The organism is Pseudomonas sp. RA_15y_Pfl2_54 (assembly GCF_963971015.1).
Taxonomy (GTDB): Bacteria; Pseudomonadota; Gammaproteobacteria; order Pseudomonadales; family Pseudomonadaceae; genus Aquipseudomonas; species Aquipseudomonas baetica_A.
The window spans coordinates 184708-203006 of record NZ_CAXAPN010000004.1; the positions used below are offsets into that span (position 1 = coordinate 184708).

Consider the following 18299-nt stretch of genomic DNA (forward strand, 5'->3'; position numbering starts at 1 on the left):
TAAAAAAAACCATTTTTTTTGCTGGCAGGGGTTTACAGTTAAAAAGACGCTCCGTATAGTGCGCGCCATCGACGACGCACATGCGCTGCCGATACTGCCCAGATGGTGAAATTGGTAGACACGCCAGCTTCAGGTGCTGGTGACCTTACGGTCGTGGAAGTTCGAGTCTTCTTCTGGGCACCAATTTAGAGCTTGAGACTAGATCAGTTTCAAGGCTCACACAAAACCCGCGAAAGCGGGTTTTTTGCATTCTAAGGAACGGTTTTCTTAAAACTGATTTATTAAAATTAAATCAGGGGTTTACAGATTAAAACGCGCTCCGTATAGTGCGCCACATCAACAGCGGCAACGCTAGCGATGATTGCCCAGATGGTGAAATTGGTAGACACGCCAGCTTCAGGTGCTGGTGACCTTACGGTCGTGGAAGTTCGAGTCTTCTTCTGGGCACCAATTCAAATTCAAGGTTAAGGCCTTGGATTTCACAGAAACCCGCGAAAGCGGGTTTTTGCGTTTCTGGCATTTGAAAATCCATTCCCCTCGCCTTAGCAAACCTGCTCGTACGCCACAAGGCGCATTTGAGAAACAATATCGTTTATCATTGTTGCAAGTTTTTGCAATGCGACAGTGAGGAACCCTGCGAATGACGTTTCGAAATACCCTGCGCCGAGGCTTTACCTTCACCCTCCTCGGCCTGGCACTCGCCACTCCCCTCGCCCAGGCTGCCGATGCGGTTTCCCTGACTCTCTACAACGGCCAACACAAGGAAGTCGGCGACGCGATCGCCAAAGCCTTTGAAGCCAAGACCGGCATTCACGTCAATGTCCGCAAAGGCAGCAGCAATCAGCTTGCCAGCCAGATCATCGAAGAAGGCGACCGCTCCCCCGCCGACGTGATCTACACCGAAGAATCCCCTCCACTGAATAACCTCGGCGAACAAGGCCTGCTGGCCAAGACCGATGACGCCACACTGGCCGTACTGCCGAAAAAATACGTCGCTGGCAACGGCACCTGGATCGGCGTCACCGCTCGCGTTCGCGTGGCGGCGTTCAACCCGACACTGATCGACGAAAAAGACCTGCCGAAGTCGGTAATGGAATTCTCCGAGCCGAAATGGCAAGGCAAGATCGGCTTTGTGCCCACCAGCGGCGCCTTCCAGGAACAGGCCGTGGCCATCATCAAAATGCACGGTCGCGATGCCGCCGAAGAATGGCTGACCGGCCTGCGCGCTTTCGGCAAGACCTACAGCAACAACATGGTCGCGCTCAAAGCCGTCGAGAACGGTGAAGTCGCCGCCGTACTGGTGAACAACTACTACTGGTTCGCCCTGCAACGCGAGAAAGGCCAACTGGATTCCAAACTGCACTACTTCACCGGCGGCGATGTCGGCGGCTTGATTACCGTTTCCAGCGCTGCCGTGCTGAAATCCAGCAAACACCCAAAAGAAGCGCAGCAATTGCTCGCCTACATGGCCAGCGAAGAAGGCCAGCGCGTGATCACCCAAACCACCGCCGAATACCCGCTGCACAAAGGCATGGAATCGGATCGCGGCCTCAAGCCGTTCAGCGAACTGGAAGCGCCGAACGTCACACCGGCCGATTTGGGCAATGCTGAACAAGCACTGGAGCTGGAACGTGAAGTTGGCTTGAACTGATGACCGCATCGTTATCCGCCCCCGCCGCGCGCGGGGGGTACGTGCCACGGCGCAAGCGACCATCGATCTGGCTGGTACTGCCGGTATTGCTATTGGTGGTCTTGAGCCTGTTGCCGCTGGCCTACGTTGGGATAAAGACCTGGCAGGCCGGCTGGGCAGAGGCGCTGCATTTGTTGTGGCGCCCCTATGTCTTCGGTCTACTGCGCAATACGCTGGCCTTGATGGTCGGCGTGACTATCACCTGCGGCGTGATCGGCCTGTCGCTGGCCTGGCTGCTGGAGCGCAGCAATCTGCCGGGGCGGCGTTTGTGGGGTGTGATCCTGTGCCTGCCGTTCGCGGTTCCGGCGTTTGTCAGCAGCTTCACCTGGGTTTCGCTGAGCGCACAGTTCGAAGGCCTCGGCGGCGCGATTCTGGTGATGAGCCTGTCGAAATACCCGCTGATCTTTCTCCCAGTGGCGGCAACCCTGCGCAATCTCGATCCTTCTCTCGAAGAGTCAGCCCGCACCTTGGGGCAGAATCGCTGGGGCGTTTTTTTCCGGGTCACCCTGCCCCTGCTCTGGCCATCGCTGCTAGCGGGCTCGCTGCTGATCGCCTTACACATGCTGGTGGAGTTTGGCGCACTGTCGATCATTGGCCTGCAAACCTTTACCACGGCGATCTACCAACAATTCGAACTGGCATTCAGCAACGCCAATGCAGCAATGCTGTCCGCCGTGCTGCTCGCGCTGTGCCTGGTGCTGCTGTGGCTGGAACTGCGAGTGCGCGGCAAGGGCCGGCACGTGCGCACCGGGCAAGGTGCGGCGCGTCAGGCTGAACAGGTTCAGCTGGGGCCTTGGGCGGCGGTCGGCCAGTTGTATTGCCTGATCCTGGCGATCATTGGCAGCGCGATTCCACTGGGCATGCTGGCGTACTGGCTGGCTGTGGGCTCTTCGGCTGCATTCCCGGTTGCGGCCATTTCCGAGGCGCTGCTGTCATCGCTGGCGTTATCGCTGGGTGGCGCGGCACTGTGCCTGTTGCTGGCAGTGCCGGTCGGGCTGCTGGTGGTGCGCTATAAAGGCCAACTGGCGATCTGGGCCGAACGCTTGCCGTATCTGCTGCATGCGTTGCCGGGTTTGGTGATTGCGCTGACGCTGGTGTATTTCGCCCTGCACTACGTGCCTGTGCTGTATCAAACGTCCGGCCTGTTGCTGATCGCTTATGCGCTGTTGTTCCTGCCGCTGGCTCAGGCTCCGATCCGCACGGCACTGAACAAGGCAGCGCCGCAACTGGAAGAGGCTGCACGCACACTGGGCGCATCGTCGTTTACGGCGTTTTGCCGGGTGACACTGCCGATCATCTTCCCGGCATTGGGCGCAGCGTTTGCGTTGGTGTTTCTGGATGCGATGAAGGAATTGACCGCGACGTTGCTGCTGAGTCCGACCGGTCTCAATACGTTGGCAACCGAGGTGTGGGCGCATACGGCGAATGTCGAGTTTGCGGCCGCAGCGCCTTATGCGGCGCTGTTGATTGTGGTTTCTGGATTGCCGGTTTATCTGCTGACAACCCGGATGTACCTGAGCCGCTGAAACGGCCATCGCGAACCGACTCACTCCCACAGTGGAATGCATCCCCCTGTGGGAGCCAGCCTACTGGCAATCGGATCTGAATCACGCCCTGAACTGCCCCAGGCTCGCCTTGAGCTGGGCCGCCAAACCATCCAGCACCTTGCCACTGGCCGTGGTCTCCACCACCGCTTGAGCCGCTTTCTCGGCTTGAGCATGAATCGTCTCGACCCGCCCACGCACTGCCTGTGCACCTTGCGCCTGATGCGCCGCCGCCTGCGTGGCCAAACCAATTGCCGCGTGCACCTGCTCGACCGACACCTGCACAGATTGCTGTAAGCGCGCACTGTCACGCAGCACCAGCAAACCTTCGCTGGCCTGACGCCCAGCCTGACCAATCGCCTCCACCGCCTCCCGCGCGCCCTGCTGCAAAGCCACAATGTGCGCTTGAATGTCGCCGGTAGAACTCTGGGTTTTACTCGCCAGTGCACGAACCTCGTCCGCCACCACGGCGAAACCGCGCCCGGTCTCGCCCGCCCGCGCCGCTTCGATAGCCGCGTTCAGCGCCAGCAAATTGGTTTGCTCGGCAATCCCGTGAATCACTGTCAGCACGACTTCAATCTGCTCGCTCTGCTGCGCCAGTCGCTCGATGACTTTTGCCCCGGTATCGACCTGTCCGGCGAGCGCCTCGATCAGGCTGCCGACCTTGGCCGACGTGCGGGTGTTTTCATCGGTGGCCTGTCGAATGTCGACCACCTGCTTCAACGCCGCCTGCATGGCATGGCTTTCCGATTGCGCCTCATCAGCCATTTGCGACAGTGCGCGCAGACTTTCCGCCACTTCGTCGCGCTGCATCCCGGCCGCAGCATCCGCGCCGGCATTGCGCAGGGTCATCGCACCGATTTCCACACCCGTGCGCTGAGCCACGTCGCCCGCCTCGCGCACGATCGGCTGCAACTTATCCACAAAGCGATTGACCGCCGAGGCCATGTCGCCGATCTCATCCTTGCTGTTGATTTGCACACGCTTGGTCAGATCGCCCTCACCCGCTGCGAGATCATCCATCGCCACGTTGAGCATCTTCAGGCGATTGACCACACGATGACCCAAAACCACGGCCAACAACAGCAGCACACCCGCACCGACCAGCGCCAGGCCCATGCCGATCCGCCAGCGCAGAGTCGCGGCGGCGTCCTGCACGGTACTGGCAGTATTGGCTTTCATTTCTACCGCAGTCGATTGCGCCGATTGCAGGCGCGCGCGCATCGCGGTCGCACTGTCGGCTGCCGCGCCTTTGAGGCTGTCGCCAACCAACTGATCACTGCTGGCGATCAACGCCGAGAAGCGCTTATCCAGCGCCGCCAGATCGGTCTCTACGGACGCCGTGGAGACCCCCATCAACACCTTGCCGATTTCCACGCCATTGGGATTGATCGACGCCTCCAGGTAATAGACCGACGGATCGTGCTTCGCCGCATCCAGCACTTTATCCAGTGCACGCTCACCCTGGCCCTTTTCCAGCAAGGCCTTGTTGATCGGGTTTTCGCGATTGAGATAACGGGTCAGGTGCTGACCGGTCGCATCGTCGTACACAACGAACAGCACGCTGGGGTTGCGCTGGGCGCGCCGGGCGAATTCAGACAAGGTCGGTACATCGCTATCCCACATGGCGCGAGGTGCAACGGAAGCCAGCAATTGGGCCATGTCATTGGCCGAATCCTGCAGATCCTTTTCCAGTGTCGCGCGAAGTTGCGCCTGCTCTTCCTTCAAACGCGACGACAGACCCGCGGTCAGCCGCTGACGAGTGTTGGCGGACAAAGCATCAAGACTCGACGTGACTTCACGCCCTGCCTGCTCCAGTTCGCCGGAAAGTTTCTGGCTGTCAGCACCGAGCCGCACCGCCAGATCAGCTTCCAGCGCGGTGACCGTGCTCCGTGTCAGGGCGACGGCCACCAACACCTGCACCAAAAGGGCGATACCAAGGGTAACGAATACAGGCCGCAATAAACGGCTTTGTAACAGTGAGAGAACGGCCGACACTGTGAATACCTCTACGTCTGACGCCATTAATTTGATGGCACTCTTGTAGACAGAATCACAGCAAAGGTCATGCCGTCCAACAGGCATAAACGACAAAGGCCCCAATTAAGGGGCCTTTGTTTTTTACATCAACGACTTATCAAGCAAACGGATGGCGCAGAACGATGGTTTCGTTGCGATCCGGGCCCGTCGAAATAATGTCGATCGGCGCGCCGACCAGCTCTTCGATGCGTTTGATGTAGTTACGCGCAGCCTGTGGCAGCTCTTCCAGGGTCTTGGCACCCAGGGTCGATTCGCTCCAGCCCGGCATTTGCTCGTACACCGGCTCAAGGCCAATGTAGCTATCAGCGTCAGTTGGTGCGTCGATCACTGCACCATCAGCGTTCTTGTAGCCAACGCAGATGTTGATGGTTTCCAGACCGTCCAGTACGTCCAGCTTGGTCAGGCACAGGCCCGAGATGCTGTTCACATCGATAGCGCGACGCAGGATGACGGCGTCGAACCAGCCGCAACGACGGGCACGACCGGTGGTTGCACCGAACTCGTGGCCACGCTTGGCCAGGAATGCGCCAACGTCGTCGAACAGTTCAGTCGGGAAAGGCCCCGAACCTACACGAGTGGTGTAAGCCTTGGTGATGCCGAGGATGTAGTCCAGGAACATCGGACCAACGCCCGAACCGGTGGCGATGCCGCCGGCCGTGGTGTTGGAGCTGGTGACGTACGGGTAGGTACCGTGGTCGATGTCCAGCAGCGAGCCTTGGGCGCCTTCGAACATGATGTCTTTGCCTGCGCGACGCAGGTCGTGCAGTTCGGCAGTGACGTCGAGCATCATCGGCTTGAGCAGCTCAGCGTATTCCATGCACTCGTCGAGAGTCTTCTGGAAGTCGATGGCCGGCTCTTTGTAGTAATTGACCAGTACGAAGTTGTGGTAATCCAGCAACTCGCCCAGCTTGGCGGCGAAACGCTCGCGGTGGAACAGGTCACCGATGCGCAGACCGCGACGTGCAACCTTGTCTTCGTAAGCCGGGCCGATGCCGCGACCGGTCGTACCGATCTTCAGCTCGCCACGGGCCTTCTCACGGGCCTGATCCAGCGCAACGTGGTAGGACAGGATCAGCGGGCAAGACGGGCTGATACGCAGGCGCTCGCGCACCGGCACGCCTTTCTCCTCCAGCTTGTTGATTTCCCGCATCAGAGCGTCAGGTGCAACCACCACGCCGTTACCGATCAGGCACTGCACGCCTTCGCGCAATACGCCCGACGGGATCAGGTGCAAGACGGTTTTTTCGCCGTCGATCACCAAGGTGTGACCAGCGTTGTGGCCACCCTGGTAGCGCACTACGGCGGCAGCATGTTCGGTCAGCAGATCAACGATCTTGCCTTTGCCCTCATCACCCCACTGGGTGCCCAGGACTACGACATTCTTACCCATAACACTTGTCCTCATTCGCGCAAACTTGGTGCCGGCGATGGCCGGCAGGAAAACTCAAGAAGCCAGTGGCGATACTTGCCAAAGCCCGTTCTGCTGAATCAATTGCCGGTCGCAGTCCGCATCACGGGCGGCGGCCAAAGGTTGTCCAGGCAACGCCTGAACAACACGCTGACCCTCACTGCGCAACTGGCAAACCTGCTGCCAGAGTGCCGCATCCGTACTGTCAGGCATCCAGATACCGCCAGACGGTAGCTCGATTTCAGCACGCCCCAGGGTCACCAGGGTTTTCAAATCGGTAGAGAAGCCGGTCGCCGGACGGGCGCGACCGAAGTCGGCGCCGATGTCGTCGTAACGACCGCCTTGAGCGATGGACTGGCCAACGCCCGGCACGAACACCGCGAACACCACACCAGTGTGGTAGTGGTAGCCGCGCAGCTCGCCCAGATCAAAGTACAGCGGCAACTGCGGGAATCGCGCCGACAGACGCTCGGCGATTGCCAGCAAATCTTCCAGTGCCGCCAGCACCGGCGCCGGCGCATTGGCCAAACGCTCACGGGCGGCGACCAGCACCTCGCGGCCACCACACAGGTCGACCAGCGCACGCAGCATGCCGGACAGATCGGCCGGCAAGCCTTCGGTCAACGTAATGACCTCGTCGATCGCCTTGCGTTGCAGCGCATCGAACAACTGCTGCTCAACTTCACCGGACAGGCCGGCGGCGCGCGCCAGACCACGGTAAATGCCGACATGGCCAAGGTCCATGTGCACATCCGGCACATCGGCCAGGTGCAGCATGGCCAGCATCAGGCTGATCACTTCAACGTCGCTGCTCGGGCTGGCGTCGCCGTACAACTCGGCACCCAACTGGATCGGGCTGCGAGAAGACGACAGTGCACGCGGCTGGGCATGCAGCACGCTACCGGCGTAGCACAGACGACTCGGGCCTTCGCGACGCAGGGTGTGTGCGTCGATGCGCGCCACTTGCGGCGTGATGTCGGCACGGAACCCCATCTGCCGGCCCGATTGCGGGTCGATGACCTTGAAGGTACGCAGATCCAGATCCTGGCCCGCGCCGGTCAGCAGGGATTCCAGGTACTCGATATGGGGGGTCACGACAAACTCGTAACCCCAGCTCTGGAACAGATCCAACACCTGACGACGCGCCACTTCAATGCGCGCAGCTTCCGGTGGCAGTACTTCTTCGATGCCATCTGGCAGCAGCCAGCGGTCTACCGTTGCCATTACGCCTTCCCCTTTGATCCGGGCGGCCAGCACTAGGGCGAGCCTTGAGTGAAGCAGAAAATGATCAGGCCATTCAAAACGCACGCGCATGAACGACGCAGCGAAAGGCCTGATACCGGCCTCGCCCATCACTTTCCTCGAAAAACTGTCGAGCTATTCAGCCCGATGTTCTGCAGCAAAAACAGCAATCAAACGTGCAGACGCAAAAAAGCCGGGAATTTCCCGGCTGCCGCATCATACACACGTTTTCCCAAAGGATCACCCCGCCCGAGGTTTTAGCCGCCGGGCGGAATGATTCAGGTCAACGTCGTATCAAGGCTTGGACTTTTCCAGGTAACGGAAAAAGTCGCTGCTTGGGTCGAGGACCATGACGTCGGATTTGTTCGCGAAGCTTTCACGGTAGGCACGCAGGCTACGATAGAAAGCGTAGAACTCCTGATCCTGACCGTAGGCCTTGGAGTAGATCGCAGCAGCCTGGGCATCACCGTCACCACGAACCTCTTCGGATTCACGATAGGCTTCAGCCAGCAGAACGCGGCGTTGACGATCGGCGTCGGCACGGATGCCTTCAGCCAGCTCGTTACCCTTGGCGCGGTGCTCGCGAGCTTCACGCTCACGCTCGGTGCTCATACGCTCGAACACGCTGCGGTTAACTTCTTTCGGCAGATCGATACCCTTGACCCGGACATCGACCACCTCGATACCCAGCTCTTTCTCGGCCATCGTGTTCAACGAAGCAGTGATATCAGCCATCAGCGCGTCGCGCTCACCGGATACCACTTCATGCAGGGTGCGTTTACCGAACTGGTCACGCAGGCCGGATTCCAGACGACGGGACAAACGCTCGTCGGCGATCTGCTTGAGGCCGGAAGTCGCGGTGTAGAAGCGCTCGGCATCTTTCACACGCCACTTGGCGTAAGCATCGACCATCACGGCTTTCTTTTCCAGGGTCAGGAAGCGCTGCGTCGGTGCATCCAGTGTCATCAGACGTGCGTCGAATTTACGCACCTGGTTAACGTAAGGCACTTTCACATGCAGACCTGGCTGAACATCGGCCTCTACCACACGACCGAATTGCAGCATAACCGCGCGCTCGGTCTGAGACACGATGTAGAAGCAGTTCCAGCCAACCAATACCACAACGACGCCAACGATCAGGGCGATCAGCGATTTATTGCTCATCAGCGGGTCTCCCTTGTACGCGACTGCGGCAGGTCAGTGACATGCGGCGTGACATCCGAGTTTTTACTGGCAGCAGCCGAACCGGCGACCGGCGCATTGCTACCCGAACCGCTCTGAATCATCTTGTCCAGCGGCAAATACAGCAGGTTGCTCTGGCCGTTCTTGTTACCAGTCACAAGCACCTTGCTGGTATTGCTGAATATTTCCTGCATGGTGTCCAGGTACAGACGCTCACGGGTAACTTCAGGTGCCTTGCGGTATTCGGCGACCAGTTTAGTGAAGCGATCTGCCTCACCCTTGGCGCGAGAGACCGTTTCGTCGCGGTAACCGTTGGCATCCTCAAGGATACGCTGGGCCTGACCACGCGCCTCAGGCACGACGCCGTTGGCGTAGGTTTCCGCCTGGTTGCGCGAACGCTGTTCGTCTTCACGCGCGCGGATCACGTCATCGAAGGCTTCCTGCACTTCACGCGGGGCTGCCGCGTTCTGTACGTTCACCTGAGTCACGGTGATACCGGTGCGATAGGTATCGAGGAAGCGTTGCAGACGCTCCTTGATTTCGCTGGCCATCAACTCACGACCTTCGGTCAGCACCTGGTCCATGGCGGTCGAACCCACCACATGGCGCAGGGCGCTGTCGGTTGCATGCTGCAAGCTGATTTCAGGTTGATCGACGTTCAGCACGAAGTCCTGAAGGTTGCTGATCTTGTACTGCACGGTCAGCGGCACTTCGACGATGTTCTCGTCTTCGGTGAGCATTTGACCCTGCTTGGTATAGGCACGCTCACGCGTAACGTTTTCCATGTACTTTTTATCGATCGGCGGGAAATAGATGTTCAGACCCGGGCCAACGGTTTCGTAGTATTTGCCGAAGCGCAGCACGACGGCTTGCTCCTGCTCGTCGACTACGTAGACCGCGCTGTACAGCCAGACAGCCGCCAGCACGACCAGTCCGATGCCGAGCAGACCGCCGAAGCCGCCTCCACTCTTGCCCGAACCACCGCCGTCATCACCACGTTTCTTACCACCACCGAACAACCCGTTCAGGCTTTCCTGCAGCTTACGGAAGGCCTCGTCGAGATCTGGTGGCCCCTTGCGGTCGCCATTATTGCGGCGCTTGCCACCCCAAGGATCCTGATTGTTCGAGTTGCCACCCGGCTCATTCCAAGCCATAGCGCTCTCCATCTGATAAAGCAAAGACGCACCCACGGCGCGCCGACCAATGCTACAGAATGCCTGCCTTCACGGCACAACCGCTTTTTCAGGCTTTTATTGCAAAGTGTGTTGCTCGATGAACTCCATCGGCTGCAATCCTTCGCGGCTTACCAGTCGATTCAACTCGACCCGGGGCAAACGAACGGCCAGCAGACAGATGCCTTCTTCGTCGTGTTCTTCTTTCTGCACCGCACCGAGCTCAAAGAACTGCGCACGCAGTCGAGCGAATCGCTGCGGCAAGCGCAAGGTTCCCACAAACAAATCACTGCCGAGCAACTCGGCAATGGCTTGCTCAAGCAACTCCAGACCACTACCGTCCCGCGCCGACAACCAGACCCGCTGCGGTTTGCCATCGGCATCGCGCTGGATCTGCGGCTCAACACCCTCAAGCAGATCGAGTTTGTTGTATACCTCAAGGATCGGCAAGTCTTGCGCCCCGATCTCACCCAGCACCACCATCACCTGCTCGATCTGCAACATGCGATCCGGCTCGGCCGCATCGATCACATGCAACAGCAAATCAGAGTTGCTGGACTCTTCGAGCGTAGACCGAAATGCTTCGACCAGCTTGTGGGGCAAGTGACGTATGAAACCCACAGTGTCGGCCAGAACGATCGGCCCCAGGTCGTCCAGTTCCAGACGGCGCAAGGTCGGGTCCAGCGTGGCAAACAACTGATCAGCCGCGTACACGTCGGATTTCGTCACGTTATTGAAGAGCGTCGATTTACCGGCGTTGGTATACCCCACCAATGAGACGGTAGGAATATCCGCACGCGATCGGCCGCGTCGCGATTGCTCGCGCTGGCTGCGTACTTTTTCCAGGCGGCCCTTGATCTGTCGCAGGCGAACCCGCAGCAGACGGCGGTCGGTTTCCAGTTGGGTTTCACCCGGACCACGCATGCCGATACCACCACCTTGACGCTCAAGGTGAGTCCAGCCACGAACCAGCCGGGTGCTCATGTGGTCAAGCTGGGCCAGTTCGACCTGAAGCTTGCCCTCATGGGTACGGGCGCGTTGGGCGAAAATATCGAGAATCAAACCGGTGCGGTCGATCACGCGACACTCGAAAACACGTTCGAGGTTACGTTCCTGACTGGGCGTGAGAATGTGATTGAAAATCACCAGATCGGCCTTCTCGGCATGGACCAGGTCGCGTAGCTCCTCGACCTTGCCGCTGCCAATCAGGAATTTGGCGGTTGGCCGATGACGCGGCACGTTAAAAAACGCAACGGTCTCGGCGCCCGCCGAATTAGCCAGTTCCTGAAACTCCTGCGGATCTTCGCGCGCCTCAGGGTCCTGTCCATCCAAGTGAACGAGGATGACTCGCTCACCACCACCGTGGCGCTCAAAGAACAAAGGAGACTCCTATCAGGCGTTACCCGGAGCTGGATCAGCGTCGCCTTGTTCGTTTTCGGTTGCGCTAGGCAGACGAATTGGACGAACCGGCACTACTGTCGAGATAGCGTGTTTGTAGACCATCTGGCTGACGGTGTTTTTCAGCAGGATCACGAACTGGTCGAACGACTCGATCGTGCCTTGCAGTTTGATACCGTTGACCAGGTAGATGGAAACCCCAACTTTCTCTTTACGTAAAGTATTCAGGTAAGGGTCTTGTAGCGAATGCCCTTTTGACATGTGCCGCACTCCTTTAAGGATTCAATAATAAAAAATAGGTAATTCAGATGGCTTTGGCCGCCACACCCCCAAGGATAGACGGCAATTGCAAGGACTCAGCTCAATATGGAGATGGTCCCAAGGTATTTCAAGGCGCGTGGCAGATTGTCGCAATCAAGACTGTCCAGCCAGTGTAAATCTTCCCAACTGCGCAGCCAGGTGAACTGGCGCTTGGCCAATTGGCGCGTGGCGATGACACCGCGCTCCTGCATTTCGGCCAACGTCAGCTTGCCATCCAGATAATCCCAGACTTGGCGATAGCCTACCGCACGTATAGACGGCAACCCTGAATGCAGGTCACTTCTTTTACGCAGGGCTACGACCTCGTCGATGAACCCCTGTTCCAGCATATTTGTGAATCTTTGTTTAATACGCTCATGCAATACCTGGCGATTTGCCGGGGCAATGGCCAAGTTTGCGACAGTATAGGGCAATTGTTGCTGACCAGAAGCTGATGCTTCAGTACTTTGCACAGATTGTTGCTGGCGAAGGGCAGTCATGCTCTGACCGCTGACCCGATAAACTTCCAGCGCCCGACTCAAGCGTTGCGGATCGTTCGGATGAATACGCGCTGCAGACACCGGATCGATCACCGCCAATTGATCGTGCAGGGCTTGCCAGCCAAGGCGTGCAGCCTCTTCTTCGATTTGCGCACGCACCTCGGGATCGGCGGCCGGCATATCGGCCAGACCTTCGACCAAAGCCTTGTAATAGAGCATTGTGCCGCCGACCAGCAGCGGAATTTTCCCGCGGGAGGTGATCTCTGCCATCGCTTGCAGGGCATCGCGACGGAAATCCGCAGCCGAATAGGCTTCAGCCGGGTCGAGAATGTCGATCAAACGATGCGGAAATTCAGCCAGCAGCTCTTTCGAGGGTTTGGCCGTGCCAATGTCCATGCCTCGATAGACCAGCGCGGAATCGACGCTGATCAGCTCGCACGGCAGCACTTTGGTCAGTTCGATGGCCAGGTCGGTCTTGCCCGCAGCGGTCGGGCCCATCAGGAAAATCGCTGGAGGAAGCTGCTTCATCAACGACCGCGCAAGAACAGTTTGTCCAGATCGTCCAGACCCAATTGGGTCCAGGTCGGCCGGCCATGATTACATTGACCGCTGCGCTCAGTGTTTTCCATGTCACGCAGCAGGCCGTTCATTTCGGGCAAGGCCAGGCGCCGGTTGGCGCGGATCGCGCCGTGGCAGGCCATGGTGCCGAGCAGTTCGTTCAGGTGCGCCTGAATCCGGTCGCTGGTGCCGTATTCCATCAGGTCCGACAGCACATCGCCGACCAAACGGTTGGCTTCAGCCTGCTTCAGCAAGGCCGGAATCTGCCGAATCGCCAGCGTCTCCGGGCCCAGGCGCTGCAATTCAAAACCCAAACGCTGGAACCACGCTGCGTGCTCTTCGGCGCAGTCGGCCTCGCGCTGACTGACCGCCAGCGACTCCGGCACCAGCAACGGCTGGCCGCTGAGGCCTTCGCTGGCCATGGCGATCTTAAGGCGCTCGTACATGATCCGCTCGTGAGCGGCATGCATGTCCACCAGTACCAGGCCTTGGGCGTTCTCGGACAAGATATAGATGCCCTTGAGCTGCGCCAGCGCGTAACCGAGCGGTGGAATGTCTTCCTGTCCAGCGGGTAGCGCGTTGGCATTCGCTTCAGGCAGCGGCGCAAAAAACTCCCGGTAGGCGGCCTGAGCCTCGGCGGCCGGCGGCATCGCAGATTGCGGACGTGGCGTGTATTGATACTGATAAGCGCCGCCAGCGCTAGCGCCAGAGGAGGCATTGAGCGTCGGTTGCGCCTGCGGTTGCTCAAGCAGCGCATTGGCCGCCAGGCGCATTTCGCCCTGAGGTCCGAATTCACCGGCATCAAGGCCGCTTGGCCTGACGATGGCAGTGGTGACGGCGCCGGCAAGTTGGTCTTCCGGGCGCACATCGCCCAAAGCACGGTGCAGCGTGCCGTAGAGGAAGTCATGCACCATGCGTCCATCACGGAAACGCACTTCGTGCTTGGTCGGGTGCACGTTGACGTCCACTGCCGCCGGATCGACCTCGAAAAACAGCGCAAAGGTCGGATGACGGCCGTTGAACAGCACATCGCGATACGCCTGACGCACCGCGTGGGCCACCAGTTTGTCGCGCACCGCGCGACCATTCACGAAGAAATACTGCAAATCTGCCTGACTACGGTTGAAGGTCGGCAAACCGACCCAGCCCCACAGGTGCAAACCGTTGCGTTCGATCTCGATCGGCAACGCCTGTTCAAGGAAACCAGAACCACAGATGGCCGCCACACGTCGTGCGCGGGCCGCGTCATCATGGGCTTCGTGCAGGCTGAGAATGGTCTTGCCGTTGTGGCGCAGATGGAAAGCCACGTCGAAACGCGCCAGCGCCAGGCGCTTGATCACCTCTTGCAGATGATCGAATTCGGTTTTTTCGGTCTTGAGAAATTTACGCCGCGCAGGGGTATTGAAGAACAGGTCACGCACTTCCACCGACGTACCGACCGGGTGTGCCGCCGGCTGAACCCGAGGCGCCATGTCCCGGCCTTCGGTTTCGACCTGCCAGGCCTGATCGGCATCACGGGTGCGCGAGGTCAGGGTCAGACGCGCGACAGAGCTGATCGATGCCAGTGCCTCACCGCGAAAACCCAGACTCATGACCTGTTCGAGGTCTTCGAGATTACGGATCTTGCTGGTGGCGTGACGGGCCAGAGCCAACGGCAGATCATCGGCAGAAATACCGTTGCCATCATCACGCACTCGCAGCAGTTTGACGCCGCCCTGCTCGACATCGACGTCGATGCGTTTGGCACCAGAATCGAGGCTGTTTTCCAACAGCTCCTTAATGACCGAAGCCGGACGCTCAACCACCTCACCGGCGGCGATCTGGTTCGCCAGCCGTGGACTGAGCAGTTCGATGCGGGCTGCGCTCAGCTCCTGATTCATTCTTTGGACGCCAGTTCGGTGCCAGGAATGGTCAAGTGCTGACCAACCTTCAGTTCATCGCTTTTCAAATTGTTGACATTGCGCAACGTGACTGGCGACACCTGATAACGCACGGCGATCATGGAGAGCGTTTCACCCGGGCTTACCCGGTGATCCCGAGGTCCCTTGGCGATTTTCCCCGAATCACGCAGCCAGGCAATGTAAGTTCCCGGCGGTGGATTCTGCTGGAAGAACTGGCGCACGCCACTGCTGATCGACCGTGCCAGCGCCTGCTGGTGGCTCGATGCAGCAAGCTTCGAGGCTTCCTTGGCATTGGAGATGAAGCCGGTTTCAACCAAAATCGACGGAATGTCCGGCGACTTCAACACCATAAAACCGGCCTGCTCGACGCGCTGTTTGTGCAACGGCGTAACCCGGCCGATGTTGGTCAGGACTTTCTGGCCGACGTTGAGGCTGGAGGTCAGCGACGCGGTCATCGACAGATCGAGCAGCACGCCTGCCAGCATGCGGTCCTTGTCGTCGAGGCTGACGTTACCGGCACCACCGATCAGGTCGGAACGGTTTTCGCTGTCGGCCAGCCAACGGGCGGTCTCCGACGTAGCACCGCGATCAGACAGGGCAAACACCGAAGCACCAAAGGCTGCCGCGGAAGGCGCAGCGTCGGCGTGAATCGAAACGAACAGGTCGGCGCCCTTCTTGCGGGCGATTTCGGTACGACCACGTAACGGGATGAAATAGTCACCGGTACGGGTCAATTCGGCACGGAAGCCTTTCATCCCGTTGACCTGACGCTGCAATTCGCGAGCAATCTGCAACACCACGTCTTTCTCACGCTGACCGCGCGAGCCGGATGCTCCCGGGTCTTCGCCGCCATGGCCGGCATCGATCACCACAATGATGTCGCGCTTGCCAGCCGGGGCTGGCGGCAACTTGATTTCGGGCTTTGTCGGGGTGACTGGCACCGCCGGTACGGTGGCCACCGATGGCGTTGGCGCAGGCGGCGGCGCGGCGTCGGCCGGGTTATCAAACAAGTCGACCACCAGACGGTTGCCATACTGCGCATTCGGCGCCAGCGAGAAGCTTTTCGGGGTGACGGCTTTCTTCAGGTCGACGACCACTCGCAGGTCGGTCGGCGTACGCTGGGCCGAGCGTATCGCCGTGATCGGCGTGTTTGCAGTCTGTACATTCAAAGGCGCCCCCAAGGTGGCGCCATTGATGTCGATTACCAACCGGTCCGGAGCGGTCAGGGTGAAGACACTGTGCTGCACCGGGCCGCTCAGGTCGAAAACCAATCGCGTGTTGTCCGGCGCCCGCCACAGGCGCACGCTGTTGACCTTTGAGTCGGCCAAAGCGTTGACGGTTACTGCCATCAACAACAGTCCAGCGGCAGCCACCAACGCGCGAAAGCGCATACCTAACCCCATCATTTAATTGGATTCCAATGCCAAAGCGGCACACCAGGCCTCGCCACGCGAGCCTTGGGATGAAATTTTCAGCGAACGCCCGCTGTCTTGCGGGCTAATGGTAATGGTCAGGTCCGGCTTTGGCAAAAAGCCTGCACCTTTATCGGGCCACTCGATCAGGCACAGGGCATCGTCCTCGAAGTAATCACGAATACCGAGGAACTCCAGCTCTTCCGGATCGACCAGTCGATACAAGTCGAAGTGGAAGGCGCGGATTTCGCCCATCTCATAAGGCTCGACCAACGTGAAGGTCGGACTTTTTACCGCCCCGACATGCCCCAACCCACGAATAATCCCCCGGGACAGGGTCGTTTTGCCCATGCCCAGGTTGCCCTCAAGAAAAATCAGGCCATGGCCTTGGGTAACGCGGGCGATCCGTGCGCCAAAGTCGCTCATGGCCTGTTCATCGGCCAGGTACAGGGTTACTTCAGACACGGTGCAAGCTCCTCCAACAACTGACGAATGGCTGGAATCAGATCACTGGCCGCCAGCCCACGGCCGCATTTTCCTTGTTGCGCCCCGGCGTTGGCGTGCAGCCAGACCGCCAGGCACGCGGCATCGAAACCGTCCATGCCTTGTGCCAGCAACGCGCCGGTCAAACCTGCCAGCACATCGCCGAGCCCGGCAGTGGCCATGGCCGGATGCCCCTGGTGACACAACGCCAGACGACCATCGGGGTGCGCGATCAGGCTGCCAGCACCTTTGAGCACCACCACTGCGGTGTATTTTTTGCTCAATGCCAGCGCTGCGGCGGGGCGGTCGGCCTGCACCTGGGCGGTGCTGATCCCCAGCAAACGTGCCGCTTCGCCGGGATGCGGAGTGATCACGCAATCCTTGGGCAGACTGACGAAACCGCTCGCCAGCAGATTCAGCGCGTCCGCATCCCATACTTGCGGTAACGGCGCATTGGCGGCGGCTGACAATAACGCCCGGCCCCAACTCGCCTGTCCAAGCCCCGGCCCTACGACCAGCGTCGACACCTTCTCCAGCAAGCCCATCAACTGGTTGGCCGAAGAAACGCCGAGCGCCATGACTTCAGGAACGCGGGTCAGCGCCGCCGGCACATGCTCAGGGCGCGTTGCCAACGACACCATACCCGTACCGCTGCGCAGAGCGCTTTCACTGCTGAGCAGAATCGCCCCGCCAAAGCCATGATCGCCGCCAACCAACAGCAAATGACCGAAGCAACCCTTATGAGATGTCGGCTCGCGAGGGCCCAATAGCGCAAGATTAGCTACGTTGAGGCGCCGGGCACGGACAGCAATGTCACTGTAGATTTCAGCCGGGGCCTGCAGATCATTGAACACCCACTTGCCGACATGATCCGCCGCGTCGCCCGTGAACACCCCCACTTTCAAGCCTATAAACGTCACCGTGAGATCGGCACGCACGGCAACACCCAGCACTCGCCCGGTATCCGCGCACAATCCCGAAGGAATATCGACCGCCGTTACAGGCAAGCCGCTGGCGTTGATCGCATTGATGGCAGAGGCATAAGGCTCACGCACTTCGCCACTCAACCCCGTGCCCAGCAAGGCATCGACAACCACACCGCGCAACTCGGACCGGGCACTCCAGCCCTGCACAACGACACTCTCGGCCAAAGCCTCGGCGTGCGCCTGTGCTGCGTCACCCTGCAAGAGTTGCGGGTCGCCGACCGCCAACACCTGCACCGTCCAACCGGCCCGACGCGCCAAGGCAGCGACCAGATAACCGTCGCCGGCGTTGTTGCCATGGCCGCAAAGCACGGTCAGCTCGCTGGCGGTGGGCCACTGCCGAACCAGCGAACGCCAGGTCGCCTGCGCCGCGCGCTGCATCAATTCGAAGCCCGGTGTGCCGGCAGCCATGAGCCGTGCATCGAGTTCGCGCACCTGTGCGGCGCCGTACAGCGCGTCGGGTAATTCATCTTTCGTGTGCGGCAT

14 protein-coding genes and 2 tRNA genes are annotated in these 18299 nt (G+C 59.6%); 4 read left to right on the top strand and 12 right to left on the bottom strand.

Going from position 1 to position 18299, the window contains the following annotated elements; genetic code table 11:
• The first annotated feature begins 96 nt into the window (after positions 1 to 96).
• From AACY50_RS04675 to AACY50_RS04690, 4 genes are all read left to right on the top strand, one after another.
• Positions 97 to 183, top strand: a tRNA-Leu gene (locus AACY50_RS04675).
• 180 nt (positions 184 to 363) lie between these two features.
• Positions 364 to 450: transfer RNA gene (locus AACY50_RS04680), tRNA-Leu, on the top strand.
• A gap of 190 nt (positions 451 to 640) precedes the next feature.
• Positions 641 to 1651 (top strand): extracellular solute-binding protein, encoded by a 1011-nt coding sequence (locus AACY50_RS04685; RefSeq protein ID WP_339433664.1) that lies wholly within the window; start codon positions 641 to 643, stop codon positions 1649 to 1651.
• Positions 1651 to 3216, top strand: a complete 1566-nt coding sequence (locus AACY50_RS04690) for an ABC transporter permease (protein WP_339538223.1) — start codon at positions 1651 to 1653, stop codon at positions 3214 to 3216. Before AACY50_RS04685 ends, AACY50_RS04690 begins: the two co-directional genes overlap by 1 nt.
• An 81-nt stretch (positions 3217 to 3297) precedes the next feature.
• Here the strand turns inward: AACY50_RS04690 and AACY50_RS04695 are convergent, their stop codons facing one another.
• The 12 genes from AACY50_RS04695 to AACY50_RS04750 form a co-directional block, all read right to left on the bottom strand.
• Entirely contained in the window at positions 3298 to 5232 is a 1935-nt protein-coding gene (locus tag AACY50_RS04695) for a methyl-accepting chemotaxis protein (RefSeq protein ID WP_339433662.1), read from the bottom strand.
• Positions 5233 to 5371: 139 nt separating this feature from the next.
• A complete protein-coding gene (locus AACY50_RS04700) occupies positions 5372 to 6664 on the bottom strand; it encodes an adenylosuccinate synthase (RefSeq protein WP_221733090.1) in 1293 nt (430 codons plus the stop codon).
• Positions 6665 to 6718: 54 nt separating this feature from the next.
• On the bottom strand, positions 6719 to 7906 hold the full coding sequence (locus AACY50_RS04705; RefSeq protein ID WP_221733091.1) for an ATP phosphoribosyltransferase regulatory subunit: 1188 nt from the start codon (positions 7904 to 7906) through the stop codon (positions 6719 to 6721).
• A 312-nt stretch (positions 7907 to 8218) separates the two neighbouring features.
• Positions 8219 to 9088: a protease modulator HflC gene (hflC, locus tag AACY50_RS04710; protein ID WP_221733092.1), complete on the bottom strand. Its 870-nt coding sequence runs from the start codon at positions 9086 to 9088 to the stop codon at positions 8219 to 8221.
• Complete coding sequence (gene hflK / locus AACY50_RS04715; RefSeq protein ID WP_339433661.1) at positions 9088 to 10260, bottom strand: FtsH protease activity modulator HflK; 1173 nt, start codon at positions 10258 to 10260, stop codon at positions 9088 to 9090. The genes hflC and hflK overlap by 1 nt, the downstream gene beginning before the upstream one ends.
• Positions 10261 to 10356: 96 nt before the next feature.
• Positions 10357 to 11658 carry a ribosome rescue GTPase HflX gene (gene hflX / locus AACY50_RS04720; protein WP_339433660.1) on the bottom strand — a complete coding sequence of 434 codons (1302 nt, stop codon included), beginning with the start codon at positions 11656 to 11658 and terminating at the stop codon, positions 10357 to 10359.
• Positions 11659 to 11670: 12 nt separating this feature from the next.
• Complete coding sequence (gene hfq, locus AACY50_RS04725; protein WP_095109354.1) at positions 11671 to 11937, bottom strand: RNA chaperone Hfq; 267 nt, start codon at positions 11935 to 11937, stop codon at positions 11671 to 11673.
• Between the two features lie 95 nt (positions 11938 to 12032).
• Positions 12033 to 13004: a tRNA (adenosine(37)-N6)-dimethylallyltransferase MiaA gene (miaA, locus tag AACY50_RS04730; protein WP_339493931.1), complete on the bottom strand. Its 972-nt coding sequence runs from the start codon at positions 13002 to 13004 to the stop codon at positions 12033 to 12035.
• A complete protein-coding gene (gene mutL, locus AACY50_RS04735) occupies positions 13004 to 14914 on the bottom strand; it encodes a DNA mismatch repair endonuclease MutL (protein ID WP_339433657.1) in 1911 nt (636 codons plus the stop codon). The genes miaA and mutL overlap by 1 nt, the downstream gene beginning before the upstream one ends.
• Positions 14911 to 16284 carry an N-acetylmuramoyl-L-alanine amidase gene (locus AACY50_RS04740; protein ID WP_445261467.1) on the bottom strand — a complete coding sequence of 458 codons (1374 nt, stop codon included), beginning with the start codon at positions 16282 to 16284 and terminating at the stop codon, positions 14911 to 14913. Before AACY50_RS04740 ends, mutL begins: the two co-directional genes overlap by 4 nt.
• Before the next feature lie 57 nt (positions 16285 to 16341).
• Positions 16342 to 16812 (bottom strand): tRNA (adenosine(37)-N6)-threonylcarbamoyltransferase complex ATPase subunit type 1 TsaE, encoded by a 471-nt coding sequence (tsaE, locus tag AACY50_RS04745; protein ID WP_339433656.1) that lies wholly within the window; start codon positions 16810 to 16812, stop codon positions 16342 to 16344.
• Positions 16800 to 18299: an NAD(P)H-hydrate dehydratase gene (locus AACY50_RS04750; RefSeq protein ID WP_339538225.1), complete on the bottom strand. Its 1500-nt coding sequence runs from the start codon at positions 18297 to 18299 to the stop codon at positions 16800 to 16802. Before AACY50_RS04750 ends, tsaE begins: the two co-directional genes overlap by 13 nt.